At 71.5% G+C, this 15,931-nt stretch carries 16 protein-coding genes; 8 read left to right on the plus strand and 8 right to left on the minus strand.

All coding sequences use genetic code 11. The features are described 5' to 3' along the window. A partial coding sequence (locus tag GUY61_RS21635) for a P1 family peptidase (protein WP_313896782.1) occupies positions 1-298 on the minus strand: 298 nt, incomplete at its 3' end. Between the two features lie 120 nt (positions 299-418). Here GUY61_RS21635 and GUY61_RS21640 point away from each other — a divergent pair. Next, entirely contained in the window at positions 419-589 is a 171-nt protein-coding gene (locus tag GUY61_RS21640; RefSeq protein ID WP_166631878.1) for a hypothetical protein, read from the plus strand. Between the two features lie 86 nt (positions 590-675). On the opposite strand, the gene mscL is transcribed toward GUY61_RS21640, so the two are convergent. The 6 genes from mscL to GUY61_RS21670 all read right to left on the minus strand — a co-directional run bounded on the left by mscL (position 676) and on the right by GUY61_RS21670 (position 6,685). Then, positions 676-1,179, minus strand: coding sequence for a large conductance mechanosensitive channel protein MscL (gene mscL / locus GUY61_RS21645; RefSeq protein ID WP_166631879.1), 504 nt, complete (start codon positions 1,177-1,179; stop codon positions 676-678). 118 nt (positions 1,180-1,297) lie between these two features. Then, entirely contained in the window at positions 1,298-1,807 is a 510-nt protein-coding gene (locus tag GUY61_RS21650) for a hypothetical protein (protein WP_313896778.1), read from the minus strand. A 322-nt stretch (positions 1,808-2,129) separates the two neighbouring features. Beyond that, a complete protein-coding gene (locus GUY61_RS21655; RefSeq protein ID WP_166631881.1) occupies positions 2,130-2,993 on the minus strand; it encodes an S-methyl-5'-thioadenosine phosphorylase in 864 nt (287 codons plus the stop codon). 141 nt (positions 2,994-3,134) lie between these two features. Further along, complete coding sequence (locus GUY61_RS21660; RefSeq protein ID WP_166631882.1) at positions 3,135-3,461, minus strand: FmdB family zinc ribbon protein; 327 nt, start codon at positions 3,459-3,461, stop codon at positions 3,135-3,137. A 66-nt stretch (positions 3,462-3,527) separates the two neighbouring features. After that, on the minus strand, positions 3,528-4,808 hold the full coding sequence (locus tag GUY61_RS21665) for an MFS transporter (RefSeq protein ID WP_166631883.1): 1,281 nt from the start codon (positions 4,806-4,808) through the stop codon (positions 3,528-3,530). A gap of 371 nt (positions 4,809-5,179) precedes the next feature. Continuing rightward, complete coding sequence (locus tag GUY61_RS21670) at positions 5,180-6,685, minus strand: potassium/proton antiporter (protein WP_166631892.1); 1,506 nt, start codon at positions 6,683-6,685, stop codon at positions 5,180-5,182. A gap of 190 nt (positions 6,686-6,875) precedes the next feature. Here GUY61_RS21670 and GUY61_RS21675 point away from each other — a divergent pair, with 190 nt between their 5' ends. After that, positions 6,876-9,725, plus strand: a complete 2,850-nt coding sequence (locus GUY61_RS21675) for a penicillin acylase family protein (RefSeq protein ID WP_166631884.1) — start codon at positions 6,876-6,878, stop codon at positions 9,723-9,725. Positions 9,726-9,895: 170 nt separating this feature from the next. Here GUY61_RS21675 and GUY61_RS21680 read toward each other — a convergent pair whose 3' ends face one another. Next, on the minus strand, positions 9,896-10,459 hold the full coding sequence (locus GUY61_RS21680) for a 5-formyltetrahydrofolate cyclo-ligase (RefSeq protein ID WP_166631885.1): 564 nt from the start codon (positions 10,457-10,459) through the stop codon (positions 9,896-9,898). Between the two features lie 207 nt (positions 10,460-10,666). Between GUY61_RS21680 and galU the strand changes: the two genes are divergently transcribed. From galU to glpR, 6 genes are all read left to right on the plus strand, one after another. Further along, a complete protein-coding gene (gene galU / locus GUY61_RS21685; protein ID WP_166631886.1) occupies positions 10,667-11,578 on the plus strand; it encodes a UTP--glucose-1-phosphate uridylyltransferase GalU in 912 nt (303 codons plus the stop codon). After that, the gene (glp, locus tag GUY61_RS21690; RefSeq protein ID WP_166631887.1) at positions 11,575-12,912 is read left to right on the plus strand and encodes a gephyrin-like molybdotransferase Glp; all 1,338 of its coding nucleotides are present in this window, start codon (positions 11,575-11,577) and stop codon (positions 12,910-12,912) included. Before galU ends, glp begins: the two co-directional genes overlap by 4 nt. Before the next feature lie 73 nt (positions 12,913-12,985). After that, a complete protein-coding gene (gene moaC, locus GUY61_RS21695) occupies positions 12,986-13,486 on the plus strand; it encodes a cyclic pyranopterin monophosphate synthase MoaC (protein ID WP_166631888.1) in 501 nt (166 codons plus the stop codon). Between the two features lie 122 nt (positions 13,487-13,608). Continuing rightward, positions 13,609-14,079 carry a MogA/MoaB family molybdenum cofactor biosynthesis protein gene (locus GUY61_RS21700; RefSeq protein WP_313896780.1) on the plus strand — a complete coding sequence of 157 codons (471 nt, stop codon included), beginning with the start codon at positions 13,609-13,611 and terminating at the stop codon, positions 14,077-14,079. Positions 14,080-14,117: 38 nt separating this feature from the next. Further along, positions 14,118-14,723: a GNAT family protein gene (locus GUY61_RS21705; protein ID WP_313896781.1), complete on the plus strand. Its 606-nt coding sequence runs from the start codon at positions 14,118-14,120 to the stop codon at positions 14,721-14,723. 162 nt (positions 14,724-14,885) lie between these two features. Further along, positions 14,886-15,931, plus strand: a 1,046-nt coding sequence (gene glpR / locus GUY61_RS21710) for a gephyrin-like molybdotransferase receptor GlpR (RefSeq protein ID WP_166631891.1), incomplete at its 3' end; no start/stop codon positions are given.

A 15,931-nucleotide genomic window follows, 5' to 3' on the forward strand; every position in this document is an offset into this window, starting at 1 on the left:
CCCGCACACCCCGGCCCCGCTCCTCGAGCCAGGCCATCACTCCGGACGCCGACTCCAGTCCGTACGCACTGCCCCCGGTGAGCACCACCGCATCGATGCGCTCCACCAGGTTCCGCGGGTCCAGCGCGTCGGTCTCCCGGGTGCCCGGCCCGCCGCCGCGCACGTCGACGGCCGCGACGGCTCCGCCCTCGGGAGCGAGCACCACCGTCGTACCGGTCAGCGCCAAGCCGTCCGTGCGCTGCGCGTGCCCGACCCTCAGTCCGGCCACATCGGTGATCACGAGGCCCTCCGCCCGTATGTGTATGCCGTGGACGACGCGGTGGACGTGGACGGTGACGAGGTCGACGTCATGGCACCAGCACACCAGACGGAGCCGCGCGCCGCCCGGCCGTCTCCGCGTTCCCCGTACCCTTGAGCCATGAGCACTGCCCCAGAACCTCGTCCGCGCCCGGCGCTGGACTTCGGCGACCCGCTGGACCAGCAGTCCTCGGACGACACGGACCGCGGCTGGGGAGAACGCCCTTCGGGCGGTGACAGCGCCGCGGACCTGGCCCGGTTCCTCGACGAGAAGCCGCCCCACCACCTCTGAACCGAGCCCTGAGCACCGGGCGGTTCGTGTGTGGCCCGAGCGGCCTGGCCGGGCATCGTCGGGCCGGGACGGTCAGAGGCGGCCGCTCAGGCCCGCCCCGTTCCGCTCGCGCCCGGCCCGTCCTCGCCCGTGCCGCCGCCGCGTTGCGCGACCAGCAGGTCTCTTATCTCCTTCAGCACCTCCAGCTCGGTCACCTCCAGCGTCTCCCGCGCGCCTTCCCTGGCCTTCTCCCGCGCGGCCCTCCTGGCGAGGTACTTCGACATCGGCAGCACCATCAGGAAGTACACGATGGCTGCAGTGATCAGGAAGGTGAGGGCGGCACTGGCCACGGAGCCCCACAGGATGGGTATGCCGCTCGTCACCTCGCCGGCCTCGTTCCGGCGGCAGGGTTCCTTGAGGCAGTACGTGTACCCGTCGAGGTCCTTGGTGCCGAAGGCCCCGACCAGTGGGTTGATCACGCCCTTCACCACGGAGTTCACGATGTTGGTGAAAGCGGCTCCGATGACCACGGCCACGGCGAGGTCGATCACGTTGCCGCGCATCAGGAAGGCCTTGAAGCCCGCCAGTACGCTTTGCTTCTCATTGCTCACCGGGGGAACGTACGCCAGCGGTGGGCACGCCTGTCCAGTGCCACCGGGCTCCGTGCGTTTCCGCCAGGCCCCGCCCGGGCTCACGGACACGGAGCGTGCCCGTGCCCGCCTCCGGGTCTCAGGGCGGGGAGGGCGGCGACCACACCGTCACCGCGAGCGGTCCGGCGGCGCCCGCCCCGGCCAGGGCGGTGGCCGTGTCCCGGGGCACGGACAGCACCACCAGCGCCCCGCCGCCCACCCCCACGGCGCCCGTTCTGGCGGCACCGCCGTCCTCATTGGCGCCGGTCGGCCCCGGCACCCGGGCCACGCGGGCACCCGACGCGATCACGCGTGCCTCGGAGTCCTCCGCGGCCGCGACCACGTCCACGCGGTCGCCCGCACGCAGCAGGCGGACCGCCTCGGCGTCCGCGATCCGCACGAGGGCGGACACGGTGCGCCGCTCCGTCGGCGGCCGTGCCGCGGCGGGCGGTTTCTCCGTGCCTCCGTACCCCGGCGGCGCTGTCGCCCCTGCCTTCCAGGAGCCGGTGGCCGCCAGCGTGGCCGCGGACATGGCGAGCCCGGCCGCCATGACCCGCCGCCGGCGCCGCAGCGCCCGCCTCAGCCACTGCCGGCCGCCCCCGACCCGCACCGGCGGGAACCCCGGCACCACACATGCGGCAGGCGAGTGCCGCTCGGCATACGGACCAGCCGCAGGGAACGGGGACGAGGACGACGAAGGAGAGGGAGACGAAGGAGAGAAAGGGAAGGACGAGGCGGACGGGGACGGGGACATGGCACACCACCCAGGTACGGGAGATCCGGCGATCCGGCTGGACGTGGTCCACGATCCCCGTCCGCCCGGATTCCGGTTGCCGCCTGTGGACGGACCACCCGGTTGTGGACAACTTGCTCACACCGACGAGGGACGGTGCTCCCCTTGTCCCCGCCTTGCGGCACGGCAGCTACAACAGCTACGGCAGGTCGAACCCCAGGTCCCAGCCGTCGTGTGCATGCGTGCACAGGCAGTCCCGTGACTCGTTCGCCGGCAGCTTCGCCACCGCGTCGAACAGCACCTCGCGCAGCCGCGCCACGTTCTCCCCGAACACCCTGAGGACCTCCGTGTGGGAAACTCCCTCACCCGTCTCCGCACCTGCGTCAAGGTCGGTGACCAGGGTCATCGTCGTATAGCAGAGTCCCAGCTCACGGGCGAGGACGGCCTCGGGGTGCCCGGTCATGCCGACGACCGACCAGCCCATCGCCGCGTGCCAGCGGGACTCGGCGCGGGTGGAGAAGCGCGGCCCCTCCACCACGACCAGCGTGCCGCCGTCGACCGCCTCCCAGCCGTGCCCGCGCGCAGCCACCAGCGCCGCCTCCCGCCCCACCGGGCAGTAGGGGTCGGCGAACGTGGTGTGCACGACGTTCGGCACGACGACTTCCCCGGAGCCTTCGGCCTGTGAGGCGCCCCCGGGCAGCGGCACCCCGTCGAAGTAGGTCTGGACCCGGGCCTTCGTACGGTCCACCAGTTGGTCCGGGACGAGCAGTGTCCCCGGCCCGTACTCCTCGCGCAGCCCGCCCACCGCGCACGGCCCCAGCACCTGGCGCACACCGACCGAGCGGAGCGCCCAGATGTTGGCGCGGTAGTTGATGCGGTGCGGCGGAAGGTGGTGCTTGCGGCCGTGGCGGGGCAGGAAGGCGACCTTGCGTCCGGCTATCTCGCCGATGAAGAGCGAGTCACTGGGCTGACCGTAGGGGGTGTCGACGGTGACCTCGGCGACGTTCTCCAGGAAGGAGTAGAAGCCCGAGCCACCGATCACGCCGATCTCTGCGTCCGTCATGCGGGCAACAGTAGCCGTACGAAAAGTCGCCGAGGTCCTGCCGTGCGAAACGGCAGGACCTCGGCGCAAGGCTGGTAGTCAGGCGGCTCAGGCCGCCCAGACGGCACGGGCGACTCAAGCGGCGCGGGCGGCTCGCGTGAGTCAGGCGGCCGGGGTGCTCGCGGCGCTGCTGCTCGTCGAGCCGGAGGAGGACGCCGAGCCCGAGGACGACGCCGTCGACGAGGACGACGAGTCGGACGACGACGCCGACGAACCGTTCGTGCTCTTCGCCGGGGTGCTGCTGGACGACGAACCGCGGCTGTCGGTGCGGTAGAAGCCGGAGCCCTTGAAGACGATGCCGACCGCCGAGAACACCTTCTTGAGGCGTCCCGAGCAGTTGGGGCACTCGGTCAGGGCGTCATCGGTGAACTTCTGCACCACCTCGAGGCCCTCGCCGCACTCGGTGCACTGGTACTGGTACGTCGGCACTTGCTCCTCCTGGCACTCTCACTCGATGAGTGCTAACGACGATCCATACTGACGTATTCCCGCCGTTCAGTCCACCGCGACCGGCTGGCGGTGACCGACGCCACGCGTGCCGCGCGCCGCGATCCGAGCCCGGACGTCCGGCACCAGGGCGCCGCGCACGGCCACCAGGACCAGCAGCGCCAGGCCCGTTCCGGCAGGCGGGACAAGGAAGCCGGCGCTCGCGCCGAACGCGTCCGCGAGCTGTCCCGCGACCGTCACGGCGACCGCCTGGCCAAGTGCGACGGCACCGGTCAGCCAGGTGAAGGCCTCGGTGCGTGCGGCGGCGGGCACCAGGGTCTCGACCAGCGTGTAGCCAGTGATCAGCGCGGGGGCGATGGTCAGGCCGACGAGCAGCCCGAGGGCGCCCAGCAGGGGTAGCGAGTGCACCGCCCACAGCGCCGAGGTGGCCAGCGCCAGTGCCGCGTACCCGAGGACGAGCCGGCGCCTGGGCCCGCCCTTCCACGCGACGGCACCGTAGGCGACGCCCGCCAGCATGTTGCCGGCCGCGAAGACGCCGTACAGGACACCGTTCGCACCGGGCTGCCCGACGGACTCCGTGATGGCGGTGAGCGAGACCTGCATGCCGCCGAAGACGGCGCCGATCCCCAGGAAGGCGACGGCGAGCACCCGCACGCCGGGCACGGACAGTGCGGAGGTCCGCGCCCCGCCTCCGGCCACGGCCGCGGATTCCGGGACGGCGGGCTGGCTGTGCCGCTGGGCGGCGAACAGCAGGCCGCCCACCACCGACAGCGCGGCCTCCGCCACCAGCCCGGCGGCGGGGTGCACGCCGGTGGACAGCGCGGTGGCCAGCACCGGGCCGATGACGAACGTGAACTCGTCCGTCACCGACTCGAAGGCCGCCGCGGTGGCCATCAGGGGCGAGCCGTCCAGCTTCGCCGCCCAGCGGGCCCGCACCATGGCGCCGGCCTGCGGCACGGAGGCGCCGGCCGGGACGGCGGCCGCGAACAGCGCCCACAGCGGCGCGTCGGCGAGTGCCAGGAGAGCGAGCGCCGAGACGGCCGCCGCGTGCACGGCGACGCCGGGCAGCAGGACGGCCCGCTGGCCGAAGCGGTCGGCGAGCCTGCCGCTCCGTGGGGCGAACAGGGCCATCGAGACACCGGTCACGGCGGCGACGGCTCCCGCACTGCCGTAGGAACCGGTGGTGTGCTGGACGAGCAGGACGATGGAGATCGTCAGCATGGCGAAGGGCTGGCGTGCGGCGAAGCCGGCCAGGACGAACGAGAGGGCCCCGGGAGTGCGCAGGAGCTGCCGGTAACCGGGGCGGGTGCTGGAGACCGTGGACACCACGGTCCTTGCCTTTCTGCCGCCTGGTAGCGGGCACCGCGTCGTGCGGGGCGCGCCGAGAGCTGTCCTCTTGCGCAGGACCTGCGGTAGATACCGGGCCGCCCCTCCCGTGGGGCGCCGCGGCCGCCGTGCGGTCGCGCCAGCTCTGCATCAGGCAGAGTTGGCCGATCAGGTCGATCGGGTCGAGCAGGTGTATCGGGTCGAGCGGGTGTATCCAATCGAGCGGGCCGGGCACGCCGGGCACGCCGGGGCGAACAGGTCGACCGTGGCGGCCGGCCGGTCCCAGACTGGCACACCGTGGCGAACGGTGGCGCACAGCGAGACAGCCCGCCTTTACGATACAGGGAACTGGCCGTGACTCCCTGTGATTCCTGTCATCGGGAGTGGCCGTTCCCGTTGGTTCCAAGCCATCCGGCGAGCTTCCCGCCCTGCCCGACGGCCCGCAGCCGCCGCTCGGTGGCGTCCCGTACCGGGTCCGTGGCCACGACCAGCAGCTCGTCCCCGCGCCGCAGCATGGTCGCCGGCGACGGTACGAAGCTCTTGCCGTCGCGCACGACCAGGGTGACCGCGGCCCCGGTGGGCAGCCGCAGTTCCGCGACCTCCACGCCGTGCATCCGCGACCCCACCGGGATCGCCACGGAAAGCAGGTGCCCGCGCAGCCGCTCCAGGGGCGCCGATTCGATGCCCAGGTCGGACGCCTCGGAGTCGTCCCCCAGCCGCAGCTTGCGGGCCACCCAGGGCAGCGTCGGGCCCTGCACCAGCGTGTAGACGATGACGAGGACGAAGACGATGTTGAAGATCCTGCGGCTCTCGGAGATCTCGTGGACCATCGGGATGGTGGCGAGCACGATCGGTACGGCGCCGCGCAGTCCCGCCCAGGAGACCAGGCTCCGCTCCCTCCAGGGCGTACGGAAGGGCGCTGTGCTCACCACTACGGACACCGGCCGCGCCACCATCGTCAGCACGAGCCCCACCATGACCGCGGGCCAGATGTCGTCGCCCAGTTCATGGGGGGTGACGAGCAGGCCGAGCAGGACGAACATGCCGATCTGCGCGAGCCAGCCCAGCCCTTCCGCGAAGCCCTTGGAGGCCGGCCAGTGCGGCAGCCGCGCGTTGCCGAGGACGAGCGAGGCCAGGTAGACGGCGAGGAAGCCCGAGCCGTGCGCGAGCGCGCCCGCCGCGTAGGCGACCACGGAGATCGCGATCACGGCGATCGGGTACAGGCCGGAGGCAGGGAGGGCGACGTGCCGCAGGGCGAGCGCGCCGAGCCAGCCGACCGCGAGCCCGGTGGCGGCTCCGATCGCGAGCTCCAGGGCGATCTCCGCGATGAGGAGGTACCAGTGCTCCACGGGTCCCGACTGGGACAGGGCCACCACCATGATCACCACGGGGGCGTCGTTGAAGCCGGACTCCGCCTCCAGGACGCCGGTTAGCCGGGGCGGCAGCGGCACCTTGCGCAGTACGGAGAAGACCGCCGCCGCGTCCGTCGAGGAGACGACGGCTCCGATGATGAGGGACTGCCGCCACTCGAGACCCACCAGATAGTGCGCGCCCGCCGCCGTGATGCCCACACTGACCGCGACGCCCACCGTCGACAGGACGGCCGCCAGCGGCAGCGCGGGCCTGATCTCGCTCCACTTCGTGCCGAGTCCGCCCTCGGCGAGGATCACCACGAGCGCGGCATAGCCGAGGACCTGGACGAGTTCGGCGTTGTCGAACTCCACGCCGCCGATGCCGTCCTGCCCGATGGCGACCCCGATGCCGAGGTAGATGAGCAGGCTGGGTAGCCCGCTGCGGGAGGAGATCCGGACAGCCGCGACGGCGACGAGCAGGACCAGGGCGCAGACGAGCAGCAGTTGGTTGAGGGTGTGGACGGTCAGCGGCGGTCCCCTTCCCGGGCGTAATTCTTTCGGACGGTTACTTCATTACCTTACCTAATCTTTGACGGTTCCTTTACGCTTCGAGGCCCCCTTGCGGAGCGAGCATGAGGACCGCGTGAGGACGTGTCAGCCTCTGCGCCTATGGTTGCTCCCAGCACTCCAGGACCACCCTGCCCCTCGAAGGACAGCGATGCCCGCCAACAACACCGTCTCTTCTGGCAAGAAGAAGGGGCGACGTGCCCGCTTGCTCGTGATCGTTCTCGTTCTGGTGCTCCTGGCGGGCGTCGGGTACGGCACGTGGTGGGGCGTCAGCGCCGTGCGTGCCTCCTTCCCGCAGACGACGGGTTCCCTCAAGCTGGACGGTCTGTCCGGAACCGTCGAGGTCAAACGGGACGATTACGGCATTCCGCAGATCTATGCCAGCAGTGACGAGGACCTGTTCCGCGCCCAGGGCTATGTGCACGCCCAGGACCGCTTCTACGAGATGGACGTCCGCCGGCACGTGACGGCGGGGCGGCTCTCGGAGATGTTCGGGGAGAGCCAGGTCGACACCGACGCCTTCCTGCGCACGCTGGGCTGGCACCGGATCGCGCAGGAGGAGTACGACACCAAGCTGTCGGCCGAGACCAAGAAGTACCTCCAGGCCTACTCCGCGGGCGTCAACGCCTACCTGGCCGACCACCAGGGCGAGGAACTCTCCGTCGAGTACGCCGCCCTGAGCTTCACCAACGACTACGAGCCGGAGAAGTGGACCCCGGTCGACTCGGTGGCCTGGCTCAAGGCCATGGCCTGGGACCTGCGCGGCAACATGCAGGACGAGATCGACCGCTCCCTGATGACGACGCGGTTCAGCCCCGAGCAGATCGCCGAGCTCTACCCCTCGTACCCGTACGACCGGAACAAGCCGATCGTGCAGGAGGGCGCCTACAGCGCGGCCACCGGGGAGTACGACGCCAAGGGCACCGCGAGCACCTCGGGCGGCACGTCCGGGACCTCGGGCACGAACGGGACCTCCGGAACGGCCGGCGCGCAGAACGGCACGGGCACGGGTACGGGCACCGAGGGCGCGACCGGCACCGGCACCGAGGGCACCACGGGCACCGAGAGCGCGGCCGGCGGGCAGCAGGCCACCGAGGGCCTGCAGAGCCGGCTGGGCGAGCTCTCCGAATCCCTCGACGCCGTCCCCGCCCTGTTCGGCCCCAGCGGCAACGGCATCGGCTCCAACTCCTGGGTCGTCTCGGGCAAGCACACGACGACCGGCAAGCCCCTGCTGGCCAACGACCCGCACCTCGCACCCCAGTTGCCCTCCATCTGGTACCAGATGGGCCTGCACTGCGTGGAGGTGTCCGAGAAGTGCAAGTACGACGTCTCGGGCTACACCTTCTCCGGGATGCCCGGCGTCATAATCGGCCACAACCAGGACATCGCCTGGGGCCTGACCAACCTGGGCGCCGATGTCACCGACCTCTACCTCGAGAAGGTCAGCACCACCGGTTACCAGTACGACGGCAAGGAAGTCCCCTTCAAGGCGCGCACGGAGACCATCAAGGTCGCCGGCGGCTCCGACAAGAAGATCGTGGTCCGGCAGACCGCCGAGGGCCGTCCCATAGTCTCCGACCGCAGCGAGGAACTGGAGGACGTCGGCAAGGAGGCCCCGGTCACCAGCTCCGCCCCCGACCGCGCGGACGGCTACGCCGTCTCGCTGAAGTGGACCGCGCTGATCCCCGGCAGGTCGATGGAGGCGATCTTCGCCCTCAACCGCGCCGCCGACTTCGGAGACTTCCGCAAGGCCGCCGAGAACTTCGAGGTCCCCTCCCAGAACCTCCTCTACGCCGACACCGAGGGCCACATCGGCTACCAGGCCCCGGGCAAGATCCCGGTGCGCGCCGAGGGCCAGGACGGCACCATGCCGGTGCCGGGCTGGGACTCGAAGTACGAGTGGACCGGCTGGATCGAGCAGGGCGCGCTGCCGTACGAGTACGACCCGAAGCGCGGCTACATCGTCGCCGCCAACCAGGCCGTCATCGACAAGGAGAAGTACCCGCAGCTGCTGACCCAGGACTGGGGCTACGGCGCGCGCAGCCAGCGCATCGACGACCTGATCGAGTCGAAGATCAAGGACGGCGGCAAGATCTCCACGGACGACATGCGCACGATGCAGATGGACAACAGCAGCGAGATCGCCCGCCTGCTGACGCCCCACCTGTTGAAGATCGACGTCTCGGACAAGCAGGTCAGGGAGGCCCAGAAGCTCCTCGAGGGCTGGGACTACACCCAGGACTCGGACTCCGCGGCCGCCGCCTACTTCAACGCCGTGTGGCGCAACGTCCTGAAGCTCGCCTTCGGCAACAAGATGCCCAGGGAGCTGCGGGTCGAGGGCGAGTGCCTCTACGTCAAGCCCGCCAACAACTCCGGCCCGGCCGACGAACTGTCGCGCACCGTGCGCGAGTGCGGCGAGCGCGAGGCCGACCAGGCGCAGCCGGACGGCGGCGACCGCTGGTTCGAGGTGGTGCGCGGGCTGCTGAAGGACGAGGACAGCGAGTGGTGGCAGTCGCCGAAGACGCGCACCGAGAAGGCCACCGAGACGCGTGACGACCTGCTCGGCCGCGCCATGGCCGACGCCCGCTGGGAGCTGACCGCCGAGCTCGGCAAGGACGTCGACACCTGGAGCTGGGGCCGGCTGCACACGCTCACCCTCAAGAACCAGACGATAGGCACCGCGGGGCCCGGATTCATGCAGTGGCTCCTCAACCGCGGCCCCTGGAAGCTCGGCGGCGGCGAGGCCGCGGTCGACGCGACCGGCTGGAACGCGGCCGGCGGCTACGAAGTGGTCTGGGTCCCGTCCATGCGGATGATCGTCAACCTCGGCGACCTCGACAAGTCCCAGTGGATCAATCTCACGGGTGCCTCCGGCCACGCCTACAGCGCCCACTACGCGGACCAGACCGACAAGTGGGCCAAGGGTGAACTCCTGTCCTGGGCCTTCTCCAAGGAGGCCGTGGAGAACGCCACGGAGGACAAGTTGGCCCTGCGCCCCTGACGGGCTCCGCGCGCGAACGCCTCCGCGGAACACCCGCCCGCCCCGCCACCACCGTGGCCGGGCGGGCGCTTCCGTTCCCACGGGCGTTTCCGTACCCGCGGGTGGCCGCTGCCGCCCCCGGGCCGTCCCGGGCGGCCGGTTGCCGGGGGCGGTGACTCCCCCGGCGTGCCTCAGACGAACCGGTGCACGCCCGCAGGGGTCACCGCCGCCCGCACCGGGTGGTCGTGGGCCTCCATCGGTACTTCGTCCAGGAACTCGTTGTCGTACAGCAGGACCACCAGGGGCGGTTCGGCGCCCGCGTGCGCCAGGCGGGCCAGCACGCGGTCGTAGGAGCCGCCGCCGCGGCCCAGCCGGTAGCCCAGGGTGTCCACGGCGAGGCCGGGCAGCAGGACGGCGTCGGCGGTGAGGACCGCGTCGGGTCCGAGCCGCGGCCCGTCGGGCTCCAGCAGCCCGCGACCCGCCCTCACCAGGTGCGGATGGCCCTCGTAGACGGCCCAGTCGAGGTCGTTGTCCGGGAGCAGTACCGGCAGCAGCACCCGTACGCCCCGTGCGCGCAGTGTGTCGAGCAGCACCCGCGTCCCGGGCTCGCGTCCGACGGAGACGTACGCCGCCACCGTCCCGGCCTTCCTGAGCTCGGGAAGCTCCAGGGCGTGGCCCGCGAGAACCGTCGCGGCCTCCTGTGCGTCATCCAAAGTCAACCGGCGTCTCATGTCGAGGAGTTCCTGCCGCAACATTCTCTTGCCAGGATGACCGCCTTCACCGGTATGTCCCTTGCTGCCGGCGAGGCCCGTGTCCCTGGTGCCGTCCGCGCCCGCCGTACCGCTCATGACTTGCTCACAGTCCTTCATCCTCGACGCACGAATCCCTAAAAGTTTCTCAGATGAGCGCAAAATAACCGGAGGCTCATCATCCGCCCAAAGCGAATGGATATTGTTCTCCGCATGACTGAGTCACACCCCAGGATCAGCAAGGCTGTCATCCCCGCAGCAGGCCTCGGCACCCGGTTCCTCCCGGCGACGAAGGCCACTCCCAAGGAGATGCTGCCGGTGGTCGACAAGCCCGCGATCCAGTACGTGGTCGAGGAGGCCGTCGCCGCCGGTCTCGACGACGTCCTCATGGTGACGGGCCGGAACAAGCGGCCCCTGGAGGACCACTTCGACCGCAACTACGAGCTCGAGTCGGCGCTGACGAAGAAGGGCGACGCCGACCGTCTCGCCAAGGTGCAGGAGTCGAGCGACCTGGCCACCATGCACTACGTGCGCCAGGGCGACCCCAGGGGACTCGGCCATGCCGTGCTGTGCGCCGCCCCGCATGTCGGCCACGAGCCCTTCGCCGTGCTGCTCGGCGACGACCTGATCGACCCCCGCGACCCGCTGCTGCGGCGCATGGTCGAGATCCAGGAGAAGCGGGGCGGCAGCGTCATCGCCCTCATGGAGGTCGATCCGGCGCAGATCCACCTCTACGGCTGCGCCGCCGTGAAGCCCACCGAGGACGGCGACGTCGTCAAGGTCACCGATCTCGTCGAGAAGCCGTCCGCCTCCGAGGCGCCGAGCAACCTCGCCATCATCGGCCGTTACGTCCTCGACCCCGCCGTCTTCGAGATACTCCGCAAGACCGAGCCGGGCCGCGGCGGCGAGATCCAGCTCACCGACGCGCTGCAGAAACTGGCCTCGGACGAGAAGGTCGGCGGCCCGGTGCACGGCGTCGTCTTCAAGGGCCGTCGGTATGACACCGGCGACCGGGGCGACTACCTGCGTGCCATTGTCCGACTCGCGTGCGAACGTGAAGACCTGGGTCCGGAGTTCCGGTCCTGGCTTCGCAGTTACGTCACCGAGGAGATGCAGCAACCTTGACCGACACCGGCACCGCAGCCCAGGGCACCGGCCAGGAGCACCACGTCTGGTCGGTGACCGAGCACCTGGAGGACATTCTCGCCGCCATCAGACCGCTGGAGCCGATCGAGCTCCAGCTCCCGGACGCCCAGGGCTGCGTCCTCGTGGAGGACGTCACGGTGCCCGTGGCGCTGCCGCCCTTCGACAACAGCTCCATGGACGGGTACGCCGTCCGGGTCGCCGACGTCGCGGGGGCCGGCCCCGGCTTCCCCGCCGTCCTGACCGTCGTCGGCGACGTCGCGGCGGGCAGCGGGGGCGAACTGACGGTCGGACCCGGCGAGGCCGCCCGGATCATGACGGGCGCCCCGCTCCCGCCGGGCGCCGAGGCCGTCGTCCCCGTCGAGTGGACGGACGGCGGCACCGGCGCGGGCCCCGCGGACGCGATGACGCCGTACAGCAGCGCCCCGGAGGGCGCCGGCGGCGAGGTCCGCGTCCACCGCCCCGTCGAGCCCCGGGCGCACGTCCGCGCCAAGGGCAGCGACGTCCAGGCCGGGGACCTGGCCCTGCGGGCCGGCACGGTACTGGGGCCGCCGCAGATCGGGCTGCTTGCCGCCATCGGGCGCGCCGCCGTGAAGGCCAGGCCGCGGCCCCGCGTCGTCGTCCTGTCCACCGGCAGCGAACTCGTCCAGCCGGGCGGGGAGCTCGGCCCCGGGCAGATCTACGACTCCAACAGCTTCGCGCTGACCGCCGCCGCCCGGGACGCGGGCGCCCTCGCCTACCGGGTCGGCGCCGTCACCGACGACGCCGAGACGCTCCGGGCCACCATCGAGGACCAGCTGATCCGGGCCGACCTCCTGGTCACCACCGGCGGGGTCAGCGTCGGCGCGTACGACGTCGTCAAGGAGGCCCTGTCGCACGTCGGCGACGAGGACGAGCCCGGCAGCGGCGTCGACTTCCGCAGGCTCGCCATGCAGCCGGGCAAGCCGCAGGGCTTCGGCTCCATCGGCCCCGACCACACCCCGCTCCTCGCGCTCCCGGGCAACCCCGTCTCCTCGTACGTCTCCTTCGAGCTGTTCGTCCGGCCCGTGATCCGAGCCCTGATGGGGCTGCGGGACCTGCACCGCCCCACCGTGCGCGCCCGGCTGCACGCGGACAAGCCGCTGTCCTCCCCGGCGGGGAAGCGCCAGTTCCTGCGCGGGACGTACGACGAGGCCGCCGGCATCGCCGCCCCGGTCGGCGGCGCCGGCTCGCACCTGGTCGCGGCACTGGCCCGGGCCGACGCCCTGATCGTCGTACCGGAGGACACCACCACCGTCGAGCCCGGCACCGAGATCGACGTGATCCTGCTCCGCTGAAGCCTTTCGGGTACAGGTACCGTGTCTGCCCACACAGGTCCCCACGGGCCTGCAGGACCGGGAGCGCCACATCATGAATACGCAGGACCGACCGACGCGGCTGACACACATCGACGAGGCGGGTGCCGCTCGCATGGTCGATGTGTCCGGGAAGGCCGTGACCGCGCGCACCGCCCGTGCCAGCGGCCGGGTCCTCGTCTCGCCGCGGGTCGTGGAACTGCTGCGCGGCGAGGGCGTCCCCAAGGGGGACGCCCTCGCCACGGCGCGTATCGCCGGGATCATGGGGGCCAAGCGGACCCCTGAGCTGATCCCGCTGTGCCACCCGCTCGCCGTCTCCGGGGTCGAACTCGATCTGTCGGTCGCGGACGACGCGGTGGAGATCACGGCCACCGTGAAGACAACGGACCGCACCGGCGTCGAGATGGAGGCCCTGACCGCCGTCTCGGTCGCCGCGCTCACCGTGGTCGACATGGTCAAGGCCGTCGACAAGGCCGCCGTCATCACGGATGTGCGGGTGGAGGAGAAGACCGGCGGCAAATCGGGTGACTGGAGCCGTGACGGGAGCCGGTCATGAGCACCGCCGGAAGCGGGGGCGCAAGCGCCGGCGGGAAGGGCCCCGCGCACACGACCGGGAGCGGGCACACGACCGGGAGTGCGCGCGCGGCCGACGGCGGGCGCGCGGCCGGGAGGGCCCTCGTGGTCACCGCATCCAACCGGGCGGCGGCCGGGGTCTACGAGGACAGGGGCGGCCCCATCCTGGCGGAGGGCCTGCGCGCCCTGGGCTTCGCGGTCGAGGGGCCGCAGGTCGTGCCGGACGGCGAGCCGGTCGAGGCGGCGCTGCGCGCGGCCGTCGAAGCCGCGTACGACGTGGTCCTGACGACGGGCGGCACCGGCATCTCGCCCACCGACCGCACCCCGGAGATGACACGGCGCGTCCTCGACCACGAGATCCCGGGCATTCCGGAGGCGATCCGGGCGTTCGGCCGGGAGAAGGTGCCCACCGCGGCGCTTTCCCGGGGCCTCGCCGGTGTCGCGGGCCGTACTCTGATCGTCAATCTGCCGGGTTCGACCGGCGGGGTGAGGGACGGGCTCGCGGTCCTCGGAGACCTGCTCGTCCATGCGGTCGACCAGCTCCGGGGCGGCGATCACGCCCGCCCCACTGCCTGAGCCGGTGAGTGAGGATGATTCCGACAAGGATCTGGCCCGTGGAGCTCAGGGACGGCGATGTCGTCCTGCGGCCGATCAGGATGCGCGACCAGCGGGCGTGGCGTGAGGTCAACCGGCGCAACCGCGAATGGCTGCGCCCCTGGGAGGCGACCATTCCGCCGCCCCCGCCCGGTGGCCCGATGGCCCAGCGGCCCACCTACCGGCAGATGGTCCGCCATCTGCGCGCAGAGGCGCACGCCGGGCGCATGCTGCCGTTCGTCATCGAGTACCGGGGCCAGTTGGTCGGCCAGTTGACGGTCGCCGGCATCACGTGGGGATCGATGTGCTCGGGCCATGTCGGCTACTGGGTCGATCAGGCCGTCGCCGGCCGCGGGGTGATGCCGACGGCGGTGTCCCTCGCCGTCGACCACTGCTTCCGGGCGGTGGGGCTGCACCGGCTGGAGGTGTGCATTCGCCCCGAGAACGGGCCGAGCCGGCGGGTCGTGGAGAAATTGGGATTCAGGGACGAAGGGCTGCGGCCCCGCTACCTCCACATCGACGGTGCGTGGCGCGACCATCTCGTCTTCGCAATGACGGCCGAGGAGGTGCCTGAAGGCCTCCTCAACCGCTGGCGCCAGGCACGACCCGGAACCCCGCAGAAATAAAATGTATGTTCGAAATTGATCGAGACCCGACCGGAAACTGCCCATAAAGGCGAGCTGCTGATCCCATCAATCGCAAAAAAATTTCGAGATATCAGCCAGATCGTGCGACACACCGGCGCAATTGGCAGATGGGCTCACCCCGTCCCCTCTACCGTGTGACTCGTGAACGGTAGCGGCCTCATCTACGCAGTCATTGTCGGAGCCTGGGCCGCCTACTTGGTGCCGATGTGGCTCCGTAGGCAGGACGAGCTCAACGAAGCGCGTCCCACGGAACGCTTCAGCACCGCCATCCGGCTGCTTTCCGGACGGGCGGGCATGGAGCGGCGCTACGCCAAGGAGCTGCGAGAACGCGGTGCCATGGAGGCCGGGCCGCCCGCCGCCGACCCGGACGCGGAGACCGACATGGTCGACGTCCGGGCCTTCGCCATGGCCATGACCCGGACGGACGTCAGGCCGCCGAGCGGAGCCGGTGGGCAGGAAGGTTCGCCGGACCGCGGGGAGCGGGGGGAGCACGAAGGGCCGGGTTCGGCGGCGGCACGTCGGCGCGAGCCGGAGAAGCGCCCGGAGAATCGTTCGGCGAAACGCCCGGAGAAGCGCCCCGCCGGGAAGCGGCAGCCGTCACCCGCGGCCCTGGAACACGCCCGGCGCTCGAAGGTGCTCGCGCGCCGCCGGCGCACCACCACGGTGCTCTTCCTCGCCTTCACGCTCGGCGCGATCGTCGCGGCGGTCGGCGGCCTCGCCTTCCTCTGGGCGCCCGGTGTGCCCGCCGTACTGCTCAGCGCGTACATCGCGCACCTGCGGGCCCAAGAGCGCCGCCGCTTCGCCTTCACCATGGACCGGCAGCGCGCGGAGGCCGCGGCCCAGCGCCTGCGCGAGTCCCGCGCCCCGCACGCGTCCCGTGCACCCCGCGCGTCCGCCCAGGAGGAACCGGAGCCCGTCGAGACGGCCCCCGAGCCCGAGACGGCCCCCGAGCTCTCCCCGCAAGCCGCGGACCGCCGCGCCCTCGTCGAGCAGACCGACCACGCCGAGTGGCTCGACCAGCAGCGCGAGCGCGAACGCGGCCCCGCCCAGGGCAGCAGCTGGGACCCCGTGCCGGTGCCGCTGCCCACGTACGTCACGGCGCCTGTCGCCCCGCGTGCCACCAACAGCCTCGACCTCGGCGCACCCGACACCTGGAGCTCCGCCCGCTCCGGCCCGGCGGCCAACCC

This window comes from Streptomyces sp. GC420 (assembly GCF_009916105.1).
Taxonomy (GTDB): domain Bacteria; phylum Actinomycetota; class Actinomycetes; order Streptomycetales; family Streptomycetaceae; genus Streptomyces.

Bases quoted from the DNA above. Each gene is read 5' to 3' on its own strand.
- galU (WP_166631886.1), top strand. From the start codon at position 10,667: ATGACTGAGTCACACCCCAGGATCAGCAAGGCTGTCATCCCCGCAGCA.
- moaC (WP_166631888.1), top strand. From the start codon at position 12,986: ATGAATACGCAGGACCGACCGACGCGGCTGACACACATCGACGAGGCG.
- GUY61_RS21680 (WP_166631885.1), bottom strand. From the start codon at position 10,459: ATGTTGCGGCAGGAACTCCTCGACATGAGACGCCGGTTGACTTTGGAT.
- GUY61_RS21640 (WP_166631878.1), top strand. From the start codon at position 419: ATGAGCACTGCCCCAGAACCTCGTCCGCGCCCGGCGCTGGACTTCGGC.
- GUY61_RS21655 (WP_166631881.1), bottom strand. From the start codon at position 2,993: ATGACGGACGCAGAGATCGGCGTGATCGGTGGCTCGGGCTTCTACTCC.
- GUY61_RS21675 (WP_166631884.1), top strand. From the start codon at position 6,876: ATGCCCGCCAACAACACCGTCTCTTCTGGCAAGAAGAAGGGGCGACGT.